The organism is Micromonospora chaiyaphumensis (assembly GCF_900091435.1).
In the GTDB taxonomy this organism is placed as follows: domain Bacteria; phylum Actinomycetota; class Actinomycetes; order Mycobacteriales; family Micromonosporaceae; genus Micromonospora; species Micromonospora chaiyaphumensis.
The window spans coordinates 186218-203083 of record NZ_FMCS01000011.1; the positions used below are offsets into that span (position 1 = coordinate 186218).

15 protein-coding genes are annotated in these 16866 nt (G+C 74.0%); all 15 read right to left on the minus strand.

Annotated elements, in window-relative coordinates:
- Window positions 1-191: 191 nt before the first annotated feature.
- The 15 genes from GA0070214_RS26530 to GA0070214_RS26600 all read right to left on the minus strand — a co-directional run bounded on the left by GA0070214_RS26530 (window position 192) and on the right by GA0070214_RS26600 (window position 16858).
- Complete coding sequence (locus tag GA0070214_RS26530) at window positions 192-1259, minus strand: polyprenyl synthetase family protein (RefSeq protein ID WP_091269224.1); 1068 nt, start codon at window positions 1257-1259, stop codon at window positions 192-194.
- Window positions 1256-2650: an alkaline phosphatase family protein gene (locus GA0070214_RS26535; protein ID WP_091269225.1), complete on the minus strand. Its 1395-nt coding sequence runs from the start codon at window positions 2648-2650 to the stop codon at window positions 1256-1258. The genes GA0070214_RS26530 and GA0070214_RS26535 overlap by 4 nt, the downstream gene beginning before the upstream one ends.
- Complete coding sequence (eboE, locus tag GA0070214_RS26540) at window positions 2647-3834, minus strand: metabolite traffic protein EboE (RefSeq protein ID WP_091269226.1); 1188 nt, start codon at window positions 3832-3834, stop codon at window positions 2647-2649. Before eboE ends, GA0070214_RS26535 begins: the two co-directional genes overlap by 4 nt.
- Entirely contained in the window at window positions 3834-4685 is an 852-nt protein-coding gene (locus GA0070214_RS26545; protein WP_091269227.1) for a TatD family hydrolase, read from the minus strand. Before GA0070214_RS26545 ends, eboE begins: the two co-directional genes overlap by 1 nt.
- The gene (locus GA0070214_RS26550; protein ID WP_091269228.1) at window positions 4685-5305 is read right to left on the minus strand and encodes an EboA domain-containing protein; all 621 of its coding nucleotides are present in this window, start codon (window positions 5303-5305) and stop codon (window positions 4685-4687) included. Before GA0070214_RS26550 ends, GA0070214_RS26545 begins: the two co-directional genes overlap by 1 nt.
- A gap of 33 nt (window positions 5306-5338) precedes the next feature.
- Window positions 5339-6214, minus strand: a complete 876-nt coding sequence (locus GA0070214_RS26555) for a sugar phosphate isomerase/epimerase family protein (protein WP_091269229.1) — start codon at window positions 6212-6214, stop codon at window positions 5339-5341.
- The gene (locus GA0070214_RS26560; RefSeq protein ID WP_091269230.1) at window positions 6211-7098 is read right to left on the minus strand and encodes an SCO3242 family prenyltransferase; all 888 of its coding nucleotides are present in this window, start codon (window positions 7096-7098) and stop codon (window positions 6211-6213) included. The genes GA0070214_RS26555 and GA0070214_RS26560 overlap by 4 nt, the downstream gene beginning before the upstream one ends.
- Window positions 7098-8243 carry an inositol-3-phosphate synthase gene (locus GA0070214_RS26565; RefSeq protein ID WP_091269231.1) on the minus strand — a complete coding sequence of 382 codons (1146 nt, stop codon included), beginning with the start codon at window positions 8241-8243 and terminating at the stop codon, window positions 7098-7100. Before GA0070214_RS26565 ends, GA0070214_RS26560 begins: the two co-directional genes overlap by 1 nt.
- 255 nt (window positions 8244-8498) lie before the next feature.
- Complete coding sequence (locus tag GA0070214_RS26570) at window positions 8499-9704, minus strand: Gfo/Idh/MocA family protein (protein ID WP_091269232.1); 1206 nt, start codon at window positions 9702-9704, stop codon at window positions 8499-8501.
- Window positions 9705-9724: 20 nt separating this feature from the next.
- Window positions 9725-10768: a substrate-binding domain-containing protein gene (locus GA0070214_RS26575; protein WP_091269233.1), complete on the minus strand. Its 1044-nt coding sequence runs from the start codon at window positions 10766-10768 to the stop codon at window positions 9725-9727.
- Between the two features lie 93 nt (window positions 10769-10861).
- Window positions 10862-11971 (minus strand): ABC transporter permease, encoded by a 1110-nt coding sequence (locus tag GA0070214_RS26580; RefSeq protein WP_091269234.1) that lies wholly within the window; start codon window positions 11969-11971, stop codon window positions 10862-10864.
- Window positions 11968-13554 (minus strand): sugar ABC transporter ATP-binding protein, encoded by a 1587-nt coding sequence (locus GA0070214_RS26585; protein WP_091269235.1) that lies wholly within the window; start codon window positions 13552-13554, stop codon window positions 11968-11970. The genes GA0070214_RS26580 and GA0070214_RS26585 overlap by 4 nt, the downstream gene beginning before the upstream one ends.
- Before the next feature lie 26 nt (window positions 13555-13580).
- Window positions 13581-14759, minus strand: a complete 1179-nt coding sequence (locus GA0070214_RS26590) for an ROK family transcriptional regulator (protein WP_091269236.1) — start codon at window positions 14757-14759, stop codon at window positions 13581-13583.
- A 212-nt stretch (window positions 14760-14971) separates the two neighbouring features.
- Complete coding sequence (locus GA0070214_RS26595) at window positions 14972-16024, minus strand: YihY/virulence factor BrkB family protein (protein ID WP_377463634.1); 1053 nt, start codon at window positions 16022-16024, stop codon at window positions 14972-14974.
- Between the two features lie 27 nt (window positions 16025-16051).
- Window positions 16052-16858 (minus strand): ABC transporter permease, encoded by an 807-nt coding sequence (locus GA0070214_RS26600; protein ID WP_091269237.1) that lies wholly within the window; start codon window positions 16856-16858, stop codon window positions 16052-16054.
- Window positions 16859-16866: the final 8 nt, after the last annotated feature.

Sequence of the window (16866 nt, forward strand, 5' to 3'; positions counted from 1 at the left end):
GCTCGGTGGGCCGTGACCACCGGTGGTTGCGGCCGGCCGGCGGTCACCTCGACGAGGGTGCCGGGTACGGGCGGGTCACCTCGACGAAACAGCTCTGTGCTTGCGCACGACATTAAGACCTTTCGATAAGCCTGTCCATAGCTTCCGTTGGTTCCGGAACGACTTTCGTCGATGAGCGACAAAAGTTACCGTCAACGGCGCCGGTCCACGGCCCGCGTGGCGAGATCGGCCAGCGCCGCCCGGGCCGGCTCCGCCAGCGGCAGCCCGTCCAGCGCGGCCAGCGCCGCGTCGGCCCGGGACCGGATCATCCGCTCCACCGCCGCCCGCGCCCCGGAGGCCGCCACGATCCCGCGCACCTCGGCGGCACCCGCCGGGTCCAGCGCCGGGTCGCCGACCAGCGCCCGCAACCGCGCCGCGACGGCCGGCCCGGCGGCCTTCCGGGCCAGCGCCAGCAGCACGGTCGGCTTGCCCTCCCGCAGGTCGTCCAGGTTGGACTTGCCGGTCACCGCCGGGTCGCCGAAGACGCCGAGCAGGTCGTCGCGGAGCTGGAAGGCGTCACCGAGCGGGTCGCCGAACCCGGCCAGCGCGGCCACCACGTCCGGATCCGCGCCGGCCAGCGCGGCGCCGACCTGCACCGGGCGGGTCACCGTGTAGCGGGCCGTCTTGAGCCGGACCACGGCGAGGGCGCTCTCCACCGAGCCGTCGCCGGCCGCGGCCGCCACGTCGAGGTACTCCCCCGCGATGACCTCGGCGCGCATCCGCGCGAGCAGGGCGTGGCCGCGGCGCAGCCGCTCGGGGTCGAGCCCGCACCCGTGGAACATCTGCGCGGACCAGGTGGCGCAGAGGTCGCCGCAGAGCAGGGCCGCCTGCCGCCCGTACGCCTCCGGGTCGCCCCGCCAGCCGGCCCGGGCGTGCCGGTCGGCGAAGACCCGGTGCACCGTGGGCCGGCCGCGCCGGCGGTCGCTGCGGTCCAGGATGTCGTCGTGGATCAGCGCGAAGGCGTGGAACAGCTCGAGCGCCGCGGCGGCCGTCACGATCGGGGTGCCGTCGGGGCCGCCGAAGCCCCGCCAGCCCCAGTAGCAGAACAGGGGCCGCAGCCGCTTGCCGCCGGCCAGGACGAACTGGTGGAGCACGGCGTGCACGGGGCCCGTCCCGTCGTCCGGCCCACCCGGCCCGCGCTCGCTGAGGAACGCGGCGAGCGCCGCGTCGAAGCGGTCCCGCAGCAGGGCCGGGTCGGTCGGTACGACGGTCACGGTCACGGGGCCTCCCGGGCCAGTCCGGCCAGGTGGAGCAGCAGCGCCTTCACGTCGGTCGCGGCCACCCGGTCCCGGGCCGCGGCCGGGTCGGAGCAGAGCAGCACCGGCCCGTCGGCCGGGTCGGCGGGGAGCCGGCCGTGGGAGCCGCGGACCGCGCGGGCCCCGGCGTCCAGCCCCACCACGCTCATGAGGTAGCGCATCCCGAGCTTCTTGCGGGCCAACGCGACCGCGGCCCGGCGCTTCGCGGCACCCGGCGCGGCCGGGTCGAAGAAGAGTTCCGCCGGGTCGTAGCCGGGCTTGCGGTGGATCTCGACGAGCCGGGCGAAGTCGGGCGCGCGGGCGTCGTCCAGCCAGTAGTAGTAGGTGAACCAGGCGTCCGGCTCGGCCACCAGCACCAGCTCGCCGGAGCGCGGATGGTCCAGCCCGTGCCCGGCCTGGCCGGCGGCGTCCAGCACCTCGGCCACCCCGGGCAGGGCCGCGCAGAGCTTCGCCACCGCGGGCACGTCGGCCGGGTCCCGCACGTAGACGTGCGCCACCTGATGGTCGGCGACCGCGAAGGCCCGCGAGGTCCACGGGTCCAGGTACTCCATGCCGGCCTGGGTGTAGACCCGCAGCAGCCCCTCGCCGCGCAGCATCCGGTTGACGTCCACGGGCCGGGAGACGTCGGTGATGCCGTACTCGGAGAGCACCACCACCGTGGCGTCCCGCTCCCGGGCGGCGTCGAGCAGCGGCGCGAGTACCGCGTCCAGTTCGGCCGCCGCGGCGGCGGCCTGCGGCGAGGACGGGCCGAAGCGTTGCAGGTCGTAGTCGAGGTGCGGTACGTAGACCAGGGTGAGGTCCGGCGCGTGGTCGGCCAGGATCTTCTCGGCGGCCCGGCAGATCCAGGCCGACGACGGCAGCCCGGCGCCCGGCCCCCAGTAGGTGAACAGCGGGAAGGTGCCGAGCGCCTCGGTCAGGGTGTCGTGCAGCTCGGGCGGGTCGGTCCAGCAGTCCGGCTCCTTGCGCCCGTCGGCGTGGTAGACCGGGCGCGGGGTGACCGTCCAGTCCACGTCGGCGCCCATGGCGTACCACCAGCACACGTTGGCGACCCGGTAGCCGGCCTCCACCCGGCGCGCGGCCTGCCACAGCTTCTCCCCGCCCACCAGGGCGTTGTGCTGCCGCCAGAGCAGCACCTCGCCGAGGTCGCGGAAGTACCAGCCGTTGCCGACGATTCCGTGCCCGGACGGGGGCTCGCCGGTGAGGAAGGTGGACTGTACCGAGCAGGTCACCGCCGGCAGCACCGTGCCCAGCTCGGCGGCGAAGCCGGCCTCGGCGACCGCGCGCAGCCGGGGCATGTGCGCCAGCAGCCGCGGAGTCAGCCCCACCACGTCGAGCACCACCAGCCGCCGGCTCACCGGGTTACCCCGGCGGCCGTGGCCAGGCCCAGGCCGACCAGCTCGTCGCGGGCGAAGGCCAGTTCGGCGGCGATGCCGGTGGCCAGCTCCGCGTCGGTGCGCGGCCGCCGCGCCGCCGGCAGCACCCCCCAGGTGTACGTCTCGACATCGAGGTGGTCGCAGCCCGCGACCGGACCGGCGTAGAGCGCGGCGAGGGCGGCCCGCAGCGCCGGCACGGTGGACCGCAGCGGCGGTTCGGGCGGGGCGTGCAGCGGCACGTGGTAGTGCACCCGCCACGCCCCGGGCAGCCGCGCGTCGAGGGCGGCGTCCAGGTCGTCGGCCGCGTACGCCGGGTCGGCCGGGTCGGCGGCGCCGGCGCAGCCCGCGGCACGGGTCTGGTGCAGGAAGCGCGGCTCGACCCAGCGGCGCAGCGCCTCGGCCGAGCCGGCCGGGTCGGGTGCCTCGACGGCGGCGGAAACCTGCACCTTGACCACCGGCAGCCCGGCGTCGCGCAGCCGCGCGAGGGCCTCGACCGGCTCCTCCCAGGCGCAGGCGAGGTGCGCGAGGTCCAGGCAGATCCCGAGCCGGTCGATATCCATGGCTGACAATACCTCGCGTGCCTGTCCCGTGGACTCCACCAGACAGCCCGGTTCCGGCTCGAAGCCCACCCGGATGCTCCGGCCGGTCTCCCGCTCCACGGCGGCCAGGCCGGCGGCGAGGGCATCGAGGCGGTGGCGGGCGGCGTCGGACCGCCCGGTGTCCCACGGGGTGCGCCAGGCCAGCGGCAGGGTGGAGATCGAGCCGCGGGCCGCGTCGTCGGGGAGCAGGTCGGCCAGCACCCGGGCCAGGTCCAGGGTGTACGCGAGCCGGTCCGGCGTGGTCCAGTCCGGGTGGTAGACGGCGCCCTTGACCACCGGCGCCTGGAAGGCCGCGTACGGGAAGCCGTTGAGGGTGACCACCTCCAGCCCGCGTACGGTCAGCTCGTGCCGGAGCCGGCTGCGGGCCGCCGGGTCGGCGGCGAGCGCGGCGGCCACCGGGGCGGCCAGCCACAGCCCCAGCCCCAGCCGGTCGGTGTCGAGCGCCCGGCGGACGGCGACGGCGTAGGTGTCGAGCTGGGCGAGGATCCCGGGCAGGTCCTCGGCGGGGTGGACGTTGGTGCAGTAGCCGAGGTGGACGGTCGTCCCGTCGGCGTGCCGCAGCCGCATCACTCGCCTCCGCGCAGGATCGAGTTGCCGGCGAAGGTGGCGGCGGCCCCCTCCAGATCGGTGAGGTCCAGCCGGCCGGACTGGCCGTAGAACTCCACGGGGTTGCGCCACAGCACGCGGTCCACGTCGTCCTCGGTGAAGCCGGCGAGCAGCATGGCCTCCCCGGTGGCCCGGGTGAGCAGCGGGTCGGAGCGCCCCCAGTCGGCGGCCGAGTTGACCAGCATCCGCTCGGTCCCGTACGTCCGCAGCAGCTCGACCATCCGCGGCGGCGACATCTTCGTCTCGGGATAGATCGAGAAGCCGAGCCAGCAGCGGGTGTCCCGGACCAGCTTCACGGTGACCTCGTTGAGGTGGTCGACCAGCACCCGCCCGTGGTCGATGCCGGACTCGGCGACGACGGCGAGGGTGCGCTCGACGCCGCGCGCCTTGTCCCGGTGCGGGGTGTGCACCAGGGCGGGCAGGTCGTGCGCCACGGCCAGGGCGAGCTGGCCGGCGAAGGCGGCGTCCTCGGCCGGGGTCATCGAGTCGTAGCCGATCTCCCCGACCGCCACCACGCCGTCCTTGTCCAGGTAGCGCGGAAGCAGGTCGAGCACCGGGCGGCAGCGCGGGTCGTTGGCCTCCTTCGGGTTGAGCGCCACGGTGGCGTGGTGCCGGACGCCGAACTGGCCGGCCCGGAACGGCTCCCAGCCGATCAGCGAGTCGAAGTAGTCGACGAACGTGTCCACGCTGGTGCGCGGCTGGCCCAGCCAGAACGCCGGCTCCACCACGGCGCGGACCCCGGCCGCGGCCATCCGCTCGTAGTCGTCGGTGGTCCGGGACGTCATGTGGATGTGCGGGTCGAAGATGCGCATCACGCCTCCCTGGCGGTGGTGGGGTGCGAGCCGTCGCCGAGCCGGTCGAGCAGGGCGGTGGCGTCGGCGGGCATGGCACGGCCGGCGGCGTGCCGCTCTGCGGCGAGCGCGGCCAGCATCGCGGCCAGCTCGCCGTCCGCCCGCCCGTCCAGGTCGTCGACGACGGCCAGCGGCACGCCGGTGAAGACGCACTTGAGGACTGCGTGCCGCCAGGCCGGCTGCTCCAGGTGCCGGGCGTACGGGCCGAGGGCGGCGGCCACCAGCCGGGTGTCGTTCGTGCGGATCGCGTCGTGCAGCAGCGGCACGCACTCCGCCCCGATCGGCAGCAGCGGAAGGGCGCGCAGCACGGCACGTTTCTCGGCGGCGTCGCCGTGCCGGTAGAGCGCCTCGGCCGTCGCGGCGTGGTCGGCGGGGAGCCCGGTGAGCAGCAACGTTCGGGCGGCCTCGTCGACGGTCCAGCCGGGCGGGTCGGGCAGTGGCCCCCGCCCGCACCGCCGGGCGGCGAGGGCGAACAGCCGCGGGATCGCCGCGGGATCGGTCGCGACACGGCGCAGGGCCGCGTCCAGCCACTGCGGATCGGGTACGCCCCGCAACGCGGCGCGCAGTTGGTCGGGTGTCATGCCGTCTCCCCTTTCGAGCCGGGTGGCAGGTGCTCAACCACCGCCTTCGCGGGCGGCGGCGCGGAGGAAGTCGAGCGAGCGGGCGGCGACGGCCGGGGCGGCGTGGGAGTGCCTTGGCAGTTCCACGGCCACCAGGCCGCGGTAGCCGGCGGCAGCGAGGGCGCCCAGCACCGGCGGGAAGTCGATCTCACCCGCGCCGAACTCCAGGTGCTCGTGCACGCCCCGTCGCATGTCGTCGATCTGCACGTTGACCAGGTGCTCGGCGACCGCTGTCACGCAGTCGGGCACCGGCCGCGGCTCCAGGCAGCGACAGTGCCCGATGTCGAGGGTGATGCCGAAGCCGGGCGGCGCGCCCAGTGCCTCCCGCAGCCGGAACCAGCCGGCGATGTCCTCGACCAGCATGCCCGGCTCGGGTTCGAAGCCGAGCGGCACGCCGGCCGCCTCGGCCTCGACGCAGACGACGGCGCAGCCGGCCACCAGGCGCTGCCAGGCGAGCGCCGCCGGGACCTCGGGCGGAGGGACGCCGGCCCAGAACGAGACCGCCTCGGCGCCCAGGTCCGCGCCGATCCGGGCGGCCCGGCGGAGGAAGTCGATCCGCAGGGCCGGGTCGTCGTGCAGCAGCGTCGGCGCGTGCTTGTGCCAGGGGTCGAGCAGGTAGCGGGCCCCGGTCTCGATCACCACGGCCAGGCCGAGCGCGTCCAGCCGGCGGCGCACGGCGGCCACCCGACGGGCCAGTCCCGGCATGAACGGGTCCAGGTGGTCGTGGTCCAGCGTCAGCGCCACGCCCTGGTACCCGAGGTCGGCCAGGACGGCGAGCGCGTCGCCGAGCCGGTGGTTGGAAAACCCGTTGGTGCCGTACCCGAATCGCAGCCCGGCCGGGTCGAGCGCCGTCCGCCGGGGGGTGGTCATGTCGGTGAGATCAGTCGGGCCAGGCGGCGGCCGAGCGGGGCGGCCGCGGCGACGGCGAGGCCGAGCAGCCGGGCGCCGGCCCGGGCGGTCAGCGCGCCCTGCAACGCGGGCAGGCCGGTGATGCCGGCGCCGACGGCGGCACGCACCCGGGCCGGCGACGGGTCGGCGAGCACCCGGGCCTGCGCGGCGCCGTACCGGCCGGCGTAGCCGGCGGCCAGCACCACCGGCACCGGGTCGGGGCGGCCCAGCGCGGTGGCCGCGACCAGCGCGGTCCCGGCCAGGGTGGCCCGGGGCAGTCGCCGGTCGGCGCCGGAGACCTCGCGGCGGGACAGCGCGGTGACGGTCCAGGTGTGCGCGGCCACGGTCAGCGCGGCCGGCAGCGCCCGGACCAGCCGACGAGCGCCCGGCGGCGCCTCCCGCCCGCCACGGCCACGGGCCGGCCCGACGCTCGCGCCGAGCAGCACGTCCAGCCCCCGGCAGGCGGCCATGACTGCCGGGCCGGCGGCGGTGTTCTTGGCCCGCAGGTCGTACCCCCAGATGGTGGCGGCGAGGGGGACCGCGACGGCGGTGGCGCGCCGGCCCCCGGCGGCGCCGGCAACGGCGAGCCCGGCGGCGGTCAGGCCGACCGCGACGCCGAGCGCGGTGGCGGGGCGGACGCGGCCGGAGGGGATCGGCCGCTCGGGGCGTTCGACGGCGTCGAGCCGCCGGTCCGCCCAGTCGTTGGCGGCCATTCCGGCCCAGTAGAGCAGTACCGAGGCTCCGGCCAGCGCGGGCGTACGCCGGCCCAGCGCGCCGGCCGCCGCCGCGCCGGACAGGACGTCCCCCGGCACGGAGAGCGCGGCCGGCGCCCGGACCAGCTCGGCGAGGTCGGCGAAACGGGTCATCATGCCGCCCCGGCGTGCAGGCCGGCGACGAACTCCCGCAGCAGGGTCCACTGCTCGGCCAGCGCGTGGGTCGGCGCGTCGATCCCGTCCTTGAAGAAGAAGGCCAGCTCGGCCAGCGGCCCGGTGCGACCGGCGGCGTGCGCGGCGGCGGTGAGCCGGGCCAGGTCGAGCACCAGCGGCGCGGCGAGCGCCGAGTCGCAGCCGTGCCAGGTGAATTCCAGCCGCATGCCGGTGCCCAGGAAACCGACGAAGGTGACCAGGTCCCAGGCGGTCTTGAAGTCGCCCAGCTCGGCCACGTGGTCGATCCGGGTGTCGCCCTGCGGGACATAGCCGAGGGTCTCCCCGAGCACCCGCTGCTTGCTGGCGACCTTGGCCGCGTTGGCGGCGGGTTCGGCGAGCGTGGCGCCGTCGCCGCCGCCAAGCAGGTTCACACCGGACCAGGAACGTACGGCCAGGTGGCGCAGCGCGAACATCGGTGCGAGCACCGACTTGACCAGGGTCTCGCCGGTCTTGCCGTCGTGCCCGGCGTACGGCAGGCCGCGCTCCTGTGCGAGCGCCGCCAGGGCGGGCAGCCGGGCGCCGGTGGACGGGGTGAAGTCCACGTACGGGCAGCCGGCCGTGAACGCCGCGTACGCGTACCGCGAGCTGGGCGGCAGCACCTCGGCGGGGCCGGCCAGCGCGGCCCGCAGCGCGGCGAGGTCGTGGTGGGCCGGGTGCGGCTCGGGCGCCGGTTCGGTGGCGGAGACGTTGACCAGCACCACCCGGTCGAGCGCGTGCCGGCGGCGGAACTCGGACAGGTCGTGGGCCACGGCGGCGACCCGGTCGGCCGGGCTGCCGCCGGTGGGTGCGGGACGCAGCGCCGCCTCCACCTCGGCCAGCTCACCGGCCAGGGCGTCGACCAGCCGGCCGGGCAGCACCCCGGCGGCGGCGAGCGCCTCGGCGCGTTTGGGCAGCGGGGTGTCCACCACGTCGTGTCCGCCGAACACCAGGTCGGCGAAGGACGGCAGGGCGGGCCCGCGCAGTTCGGGCAGCTCGGTGACACAGCCGGTCGGGCCGGTGAGCCCGGCCCGCAGGGCGAGCGCCCCGACGATGCTGGTGGTCGCGACCGAGCCGCGCGCTCCCACCAGCCAGACACCCGTACGCATGATTCCTGCCTCCCCGTCGTCGGGCCGGTCCGCCGGTGCGGCCGGGGAATCCCGGTCCGGCCGCACCGGACGGCCTGCTGGTTCGTGCCGGCCGAGGTTCCGGCGGCACGCTCCCCGGGGCCGGCCTCGTTTCCGCCGCGGGGCGCAACCGCGGCGGGCCCTCGCCGGCCGGCGCCGGAAAGCCCTTCGGGCGGCGCGGGGCGCCGCGTGGACAGCCGTGTCGGGGGCGCGCGGGCGCGCCGCGGGGCGGATCGGTCAGGCGGCCACTTCGGCCAGGGCGGGTTCCACCTCCGTCCACGCGGCCCGCTCGGCGGAGCGGGTCACCGCGTCGAGCACGAGCTGGACCTGCAGCGCGTCGGCGAACGACGGCGTCGGGTCCACCCCGGTGGCGACCGCCTCGACGAAGTCGCGCATCTGGTGGGTGAAGGAGTGCTCGTAGCCGATGATGTGGCCGGGCGGCCACCACGCCGACAGGTACGGGTGTTCCGGCTCCGTCACCAGGATCCGGCTGAAGCCCTGCTCGGCGGCGGGCCGGGTGGCGTCGAGGAACTCCAGTTCGTTGAGGCGTTCCAGGTCGAACACCACGCTGCCCAGCGAGCCGTTGATCTCGACACGCAGGGCGTTCTTGCGGCCCGTGGCGAAACGGGTCGCCTCGTAGGTGGCGAGCGCGCCGCCGTCGAGCCGGGCCACGAAGACCGCGGCGTCGTCGACGGTGACCCGGCCGGTCGCCCGGCCGTTGCCGTCGGCCTGCGCGGCCAGGCCGCTCGACCCGGCCGGCAGCGGCCGCTCCTTGACGAACGTCTCGGTGACCGCGCTGACCCCCGTGATGAGCTGCCCGGTCACGTACTGGGTCAGGTCGATGATGTGCGCGCCGATGTCGCCGAGCGCGCCGGAGCCCGCCCTGTCCTTCTGCAACCGCCAGACCAGCGGGAACTGCGGGTCCACGATCCAGTCCTGGAGGTAGACCGCCCGGACGTGCCGGATCTCGCCGAGCCGCCCGTCGGCGACGAGCCGCCGCATCAGGGCGACCGCGGGCACCCGCCGGTAGTTGAAGCCGCACATGGCGCGTACCCCGGCGGTCTGCGCCCGGGCGGCGGCGGCCGTCATCTGCCGGGCCTCCTCGACCGTGTTGGCCAGCGGCTTCTCGCACAGCACGTGCTTGCCCGCGGCCAGCGCGGCGAGGGCGATCTCGCAGTGGCTGTCCCCCGGTGTGCAGATGTCGACCACGTCGATCTCGTCGGATTCGACGAGCCGCCGCCAGTCCGTGGTGTGCCCGTCCCAGCCGAGCCGTCCGGCGGCCTCGGCCACCTTCGGCTCGTCGCGACCGCAGACGAGCGCCATCCGCACCTGCGCCGGCAGGTCGTACACGCGGTTCACGGTGCGCCACGCCTGGGAGTGCGCGGCGCCCATGAACGCGTAGCCGACCATGCCGACCCGCAGGACGTTGTCGTGAGTGGACAAGGTGGGTCTCCCCCCGTGTGTCAGAACCCGAGCTTCAGGTAGTCGCTCGCGTTCTCCTTGGTGATCGTCTCGGAGGCGAGCACGATCTCCTTCGGTACCTGGAGTTCGACCAGGTCGGACATGCCCTTGCCCTGGCCGATGAGGCGGGCCAGGGAGATGGCCGAGGAAGCCATCGACGGGCTGTAGGTGACGGTGGCCTTCAGCACCGTGTTGTCGGCCGCGATGTCCTCCATGGCCTTCTTCGAGCCGGCGCCGCCGACCATGAAGAACTCCTTGCGGTTGGCCTGGTTGACCGCGGCCAGGACGCCGATGCCCTGGTCGTCGTCGTGGTTCCAGATCGCGTCGATCTTGGGCAGCGCCTGGAAGAGGCCGGTGGCGGCCTGCTGGCCCGAGTCCGCGGTGAACTCGGCCGGGCGGCGGTTGGCCACCTTGAGGCCGAGGGAGGCCAGCGTGTCGGCGAAGCCCTTGGAGCGTTCCTGGGTCAGCTCCAGCGAGTCGATGCCGGGAATCTCGCCGATGACCGGGTTGCTGACACCCTTCGCCTTCAACTGCTCGGCGATGTAGGTGGCGGCGGCCACTCCCATGCCGTAGTTGTCGCCCTTGATCTGGAGCCGGTACGCCCGCGCGTCGGGGAAGGCCCGGTCCAGGTTGACCACCGGGATGCCGGCCTTCATGGCCTCCAGGCCGAACGCGTTGAGCTCCTTGCCGTCGTGCGGCAGCAGCACGATCACGTCGGGCTTCTGGGAGATCAGGGTGGACAGGGCCGCCCGCTGGGCCGCCGCGTCGCTGCCGGCCTCGACGCTCTTCAGCTCCACGTCCGAGTACGCGCCGGCCTGCGCCTTGGCGTTGTTGGTGATGGCGGCGATCCAGCCGTGGTCGGCAGCCGGGGCGGAGAAGCCGATGGTCACCTTCTTGCCCGGCTCCTGGTTGGCGCCGGTCGCCGCGGCCTTGGTCTGCGCCTCGGTCGGGGTCTGCTCGTTGCTGGTGCAGCCGGCGAGCAGCACGCCGGCGGAGAGCGCGGCCCCGCCGAAGAGCAGCCGGCGGCGCGACAGGTCACTTGTCATGACGGCCTCCTGAAATGAGGTGGTGGGGTGTTTTCGGGTGCGGCGGGCCGGACCACCGTCGGTGAGGACGGCGGCCTGGCGGGCGCGGTGGGATCAGGTGGTGGTGGCGCGGTTGCGGGCGAGGAACTGGGTGAGGCTGCGGAACTGCACCTGCTGGACCAGGACGGCGGCGACGATGATGCCGCCCTTGACCATGTTCTGGGCCTCGGTGGAGAGGCCGTTGATGGCGAAGAGGTTGGTGATCGTGGAGAAGATGATCACCCCGAGCAGGGAGCCGATGATGGTGCCCCGCCCGCCGCTGAGCAGCGTGCCGCCGATGATCGCGGCGGCGATCGCGTCCAGCTCGTAGAGGTTGGCCATCGCCGCCTGGGCGGAGGTGGCCTGCGCGGTCAGCATGATGGCGGCGATGCCGCAGCAGAGGCCGGAGAGCGCGTAGAGCAGCACGGTGTGCCGGCGCACGTTGATGCCGGCGAGCCGGGCCGCCTCGGGGTTGCCGCCGACGGCCACCGTGCGGCGGCCGAAGGTGGTGCGGTTGAGCAGCACCCAACCGGCCAGCACCACCGCGGCGAGGATGTAGACCAGCAGCGGGATGCCGAGCACGTTCGTGCTGGCGATGCCGTTGATGAAGGTGTCGTTGGAGACCTGGGTCTGCTTGTCGGAGATCTCCGCGGCGAGACCGCGGGCGGCGACCATCATGGCCAGCGTGGCGATGAACGGCACCAGCCGCCCGTACGAGACGAGCAGGCCGTTGACCAGGCCGACCGCGACCCCGACGGTGAGCGCGCTGAAGATCATGCCGCCGGCGCCGTAGCTCTGGGTGGCGAGCGTGGTGCACCAGACCCCGGCGAGCGCGACGATCGCGCCGACCGAGAGGTCGATGCCCCCGCCGATGATCACGAAGGTCATGCCGACGGTGACCACGCCGACCACCGAGGCGAGCTTCAGGATGGTGAGCGTGTTGCCCCACACCCAGCTCGCGTCGCCGTAGAGGTCGGGACGGGTCAGGATGCCGATGACCACCAGCACCACCAGCGTGGCCAGCAGGCCGAGGTTGCGCTTGGCGCCCTCGCCGCCGTCGCCGCGCCACCAGGAGAGCCCCGCCGACCTGTCGGCCTTTGCGGTCTCGGCCGGGTCGACCGGCGGCGACTGGGCCGGCAGGCTCGCCGCCCGCTCCGGCGCCGCCGTGGGTGTCGTGTCGCTCATGCTGGCGCGCCTTCCATGAGGGACCCCGCCATGACGAGGTCGAGCACGGTGTTCTCGTCGAGTTCGCCGGCCGGGGCCTCGCGGACCACCCGGCCCTCCCGCATCACCAGCACCCGGTCGGCCAGGCCGAGCACCTCGGGCACCTCGCTGGAGACCAGCAGCACCCCGACGCCCCGCGCGGCGAGTTCCCGGATCACCTGGTAGAGCTCGGCCCGGGCGCCCACGTCCACACCCCGGGTCGGTTCGTCGAGCAGCAGCAGCCGGGTGTCGCCGAGCAGCCACCGGCCGACCACCACCTTCTGCTGGTTGCCGCCGGACAGGGTGCGCACCGCCCGGCGGACGTCCCGGGGGCGCAGGTCCAGCGAGGTGGCGATCCGGTCCGCCGCGGCCCGTTCCCGCGCGGCGTCGGTGAAGCCGAGGCGGGCGTACCGGCCGAAGGTGGCCAGCGTGACGTTGCGGTAGATCGGTTCGCCGAGCAGCAGCGCCTGGCTCTTGCGCTCCTCGGGCGCCATCCCCATGCCGGCCCGCACGGCCGCGCCGACGCTGCCCGGGCGCAGGGTCCGCCCGCCCATCCGGACCGTGCCGGCCTGCGCCCGGCGGGCCCCGTAGATCGTCTCCAGCAGCTCCGAGCGGCCGGAGCCGACCAGCCCGGCGATGCCGACGATCTCGCCGGCCCGCACGTCGAGCGAGACGTCGGCGAACTCGCCGTGCCGGGTCAGCCCCTCGACCCGCAGCAGCTCGTCGCTCGCGGGGTCGTCGGCCGGGCGGTCCGGGAAGACGTACTCGATGGTCCGGCCCGTCATCCGGGAGACCAGGTCGCGGGTCGGGGTCTCCCGGGCGGGCAGGTTCGCCGCGGTGGTCCGGCCGTCCTTGAGTACGGTGACCCGGTCGCCGATCTCGCGGATCTCCTCCAGCCGGTGGGAGATGTAGATGACCGCGATGCCCTGCGCGGTGAGCTCCCGGATGATCCGGAACAGGTTGCCCACCTCGTCGTGGGCGAGCACCGCGCTCGGTTCGTCCATGATGATCAGTCGGGCCTCGTGCGAGAGCGCCCGGGCCATGCTGACGATCTGCTTGCCGGCGGCCGGCAGGTGGCGGACCAGCCGCCCGGGCGGGATCTCCGGGTGGCCGAGCCGGGCCAGGATCTGCCGCGTCCGCCGGGCCATGTGCCCGCGCCGGACGAAGCCGAGCCGGCGCGGCTCGTGGCCGAGGAAGGCGTTCTCCGCCACCGACAGGTCCTCGACCAGGTCGAGTTCCTGGTAGATGGTGGCGATCCCGGCCCGCATGGCGGCCTGCGGGTTGACGAACGCCGCCGGCTCGCCGCGCAACACCACCTCGCCGGAGTCCGGCCGGTGCACCCCGGCGAGGACCTTGATGAGGGTCGACTTGCCGGCGCCGTTCTGCCCGAGCAGGCAGTGCACCTCGCCGGCCCGCACCTCGAGCTGGACCCCGTCCAGCGCGCGTACGCCCGGGAAGGTCTTGACCACGTCGGTGAGGCGCAGCACGACCTCGCCTGCGACGGTGTCGGCGGGCGCCTCGACGAGCGGTTCGTTCGTCACCTCGGCCTCCTCGCTGTCGTTCATGACGCCTCCCGGCTCGCTCGTCGCGCTCATGCGGCTTCGCCGAAGGCGAGGTCGCTGGCGAGCACGGCGGCGCCGGCGACGCCGGCGCGGGGACCCAGCTCGGAGAGGACGACCGGCAGGTTGCCGGTGGCCAGTGGCAGCGAGCGGCGGTAGACCACGCTGCGGATCTCGGCGAGCAGGATGTGGCCGAGCTGCGCGAGCCCGCCACCGATCACGATCATCGACGGGTTGGTGAAGCTGACCAGGCCGGCCAGCACGCTGCCGACCCGCCGGCCCCCGTCGCGGATGAGCTGGATGCAGGTGACGTCCCCCTCGACCGCCCCCTGCGCCACGTCCAGCGCGGTCACCGCGCCACGGGCCGCGAGCCGCTCGACGAGGGCGGGCGACACCTCGGCGCGGGCCGCCGCGGTGGCCGCCCGGGCCAGCGCAGCCCCGCTGAACACCGCCTCCAGGCAACCGAGGTTGCCGCAGGAGCACATCGGACCGTTCGGGTCGACCTGGATGTGGCCGATGTCGCCGGCGCACCCGTCGGTGCCCCGGTAGACCTCGCCGTTGAGGTAGATGCCGCACCCGATGCCGGTGCCGATCTTGATGAACAGGAAGTCGTCCACCGAGTGCGCGACGCCGCCGTGCCGCTCGCCGATCGCCATGATGTTGACGTCGTTGTCGACCACGGCCGGGCAGCCGTGCTCGCGGGTGAGCAGCTCACGCACGGGGAAGCGGTCCCAGCCCGGCATGATGGGCGGCGAGACCGGCACCCCGTCGCGGAAGCTGACCGGGCCGGGCACGCCGATGCCGATGGCGTCGAGCCGCTCGTAGGCGCCGTCCACCCTGGCCTTGTGCAGCAGCTCGTTGACCCGCTGGAGGGTCACCTTCGGGCCGGAGCGGATGTCGGCGGGCTCGGTGTAGGCGGCCACCGGCTCCAGCCGGCCGTTGACCACCTCGACGTCGATCGAGCTGGCGCCCAGGTCGACCGCGGCGAAGCGCAGGTGCGGGCTCAGCTCGACAAGGGTGGAACGGCGGCCGCCCCGGGAGGCGGCCAGCCCGGCCTCGGCCACGTAGCCGAGGTTGACCAGGCGCTCCAGCTCGGCGAGCAGGCGCGGGCGGGGCATCTGGAGGCGGTCGCCGAGCTCGGCCCGGGACACGGCGCCCTCGTCCCGGAGCGTGCGCAGGAGCTGGACGTGCAGCGGGTCGATCGTCCGCACCGGGACTCACCTCCGCATCGGAGTCGTGCACATCGGCGCGATGACGATGTGTCGTGCCCGACACAGTAGGAGTCTTCCAGGTCACATGTCCATAGCTTCGGCACATCTGGCGGAAACTTTTGTCCATCTGAGCAAAAGCACAGAGTGGATCATGAAAAGCGGGCCGCCCCCGCCGTGTCCGGCACGGTGGGGGCGGCCCGAATCGTCGCTGGTCAGCGGCGGCCGGCGGCGTTGCGCTTCTTCTTGAGCTTGCGGTCGTCGCGCAGCTCGACGTACGGCTCCTCGTCGGCCGGGTGCCCGGCCTCGATGGCGCGGCTGCGCTCCAGCTCGGCGTCGAACTCCGCGCCCAGCAGGATGGCGATATTGCTGAGCCAGAGCCAGACCAGGAAGATGATCACGCCGGCCACGGCGCCGTAGGTCTTGTTGTACGAGGCGAAGTTGCTGACGTACAGGGCGAACAGGCCGGAGACCACCAGCCAGATGACCACGGCCAGGATCCCGCCGGGGCTGACCCAGCGGAAGCCGCCGTGCCGGGCGTTGGGCGAGGCCCAGTAGAGGATCGCGAACATCAGGCTGACCAGCAACAGCAGCACCGGCCACTTGACGATGTTCCACACCGTGACGGCGGTCGAGCCGAGCCCGATGGCGTTGCCCGCCTGCTCGGCCAGGCCGCCGGTGAAGACCACGATCACCGCGCTGACCAGCAGCATGACGCCGATGATCGCGGTCACGCCGAGCCGGATCGGCAGGGTCTTCCAGATCGGCCGGCCCTCCGGCACGTCGTAGATGCTGTTCGAGGCGCGCATGAAGGCGGCGATGTAACCGGACGCGGACCAGAACGCCGCCAGCAGACCGATGATCGCCGCGATGCTGGCGAGCCCGCCGGAGGCGCCCGCCTGGTTGATCGCCGTTTCGATGATCGTCCGGATGTTCTCCTCCGGCACCACCTGGTCGACGGTGTCCCGCACCCCCGACTTGGCCTTCTCACCGAGCAGGCCGAGGATGGAGATCAGCACCAGCATGCCCGGGAAGATGGACAGCACGCCGTAGTAGGTGAGGGCGGCGGCCCAGTCGATCAGGCTGTCGTCCTGGAACTCCCGGACCGTGCGCTTGAGCGTCGCCACCCAGCCGGTGCGGGGCAGGTCGGTGGGGCTGTCCGGCCCCTCGTCCGGGCCCACCGGCCCGGTGCGGTCGCGCCCGTGCCGGGCGGAAGACTCGTCGGCGGCCATCGCCCCTCCCTCGTCGTCGGTGTCGTCCCACGACATGCCCCGAGGGGAGGGCCGGTTAACCACCTACTTGTACAGCAACCTGCTCATCCGCCCGGAGGCGAGCGCGAGCATGCCGACGGTCAGCGCCACCAGGTAGGTCACGTCGAGCAGCCAGGACCAGCCGGACCCGCCCACGCAGACGCCCCGGATCAGGTGCACCGACCGGTAGAGCGGGGTCACCTCGACCAGCCAGCGCAGCACCGCCGGGTAGGCCTCGGCCGGGACGAACGTGCCGGAGAAGAGGAACAGGGTGAACTGGGCCGACCCCATGAGGTCGAAATCCTGCCAGCTGCGCATCAGCGTGGAGACGGTCATGCCGAGCGCGCCGAACGCGAAGCCGACCAGCACGGCGGCCGGGAACGCGACCAGCGCCCGGCCCGCGGTGGTCAGGTCCATCGCCACCATGATGACCAGGAACGCGGCCGAGTAGAGGCTGCCCCGGACCATGGCCCAGCCCAGCTCGCCGAGGGCGATCTCGAACGGCTGCACCGGGGTCGCGATGACCCCGTCGTACAGCTTCATGTATTTCATCTTGCCGAAGAAGTTGAAGGTGGTCTCGGAGAGCGCCCCGCTCATGGCCGACGAGGCCAGCATGGCCGGGGCCACGAACGCCGCGTAGGAGACCACCTGGCCGCCCGGCAGGGTCAGGTCGCCGACCAGCGCGCCCACGCCGACGCCGATCGAGAAGAGGTAGAGCACCGGCTCCAGGAAGCCGGAGATCAGCACCAGCCAGTAGGCGCTGCGCAGGGCCGTGAAGTTGCGCTCGGCGACCGAGGCCGAGCGGCGGACGCCCGCGGTGTCGACCAGCCGGGGCAGGACGAGAGTGACCACGACAACCT

Excerpts from the sequence above, each read along its gene's own strand:
- eboE (WP_091269226.1), bottom strand. The coding sequence starts at position 3,834 with ATGCGGCTGCGGCACGCCGACGGGACGACCGTCCACCTCGGCTACTGC.
- GA0070214_RS26545 (WP_091269227.1), bottom strand. The coding sequence starts at position 4,685 with ATGCGCATCTTCGACCCGCACATCCACATGACGTCCCGGACCACCGAC.
- GA0070214_RS26550 (WP_091269228.1), bottom strand. The coding sequence starts at position 5,305 with ATGACACCCGACCAACTGCGCGCCGCGTTGCGGGGCGTACCCGATCCG.
- GA0070214_RS26555 (WP_091269229.1), bottom strand. The coding sequence starts at position 6,214 with ATGACCACCCCCCGGCGGACGGCGCTCGACCCGGCCGGGCTGCGATTC.
- GA0070214_RS26560 (WP_091269230.1), bottom strand. The coding sequence starts at position 7,098 with ATGACCCGTTTCGCCGACCTCGCCGAGCTGGTCCGGGCGCCGGCCGCG.
- GA0070214_RS26565 (WP_091269231.1), bottom strand. The coding sequence starts at position 8,243 with ATGCGTACGGGTGTCTGGCTGGTGGGAGCGCGCGGCTCGGTCGCGACC.
- GA0070214_RS26575 (WP_091269233.1), bottom strand. The coding sequence starts at position 10,768 with ATGACAAGTGACCTGTCGCGCCGCCGGCTGCTCTTCGGCGGGGCCGCG.
- GA0070214_RS26580 (WP_091269234.1), bottom strand. The coding sequence starts at position 11,971 with ATGAGCGACACGACACCCACGGCGGCGCCGGAGCGGGCGGCGAGCCTG.
- GA0070214_RS26585 (WP_091269235.1), bottom strand. The coding sequence starts at position 13,554 with ATGAACGACAGCGAGGAGGCCGAGGTGACGAACGAACCGCTCGTCGAG.
- GA0070214_RS26595 (WP_377463634.1), bottom strand. The coding sequence starts at position 16,024 with ATGTCGTGGGACGACACCGACGACGAGGGAGGGGCGATGGCCGCCGAC.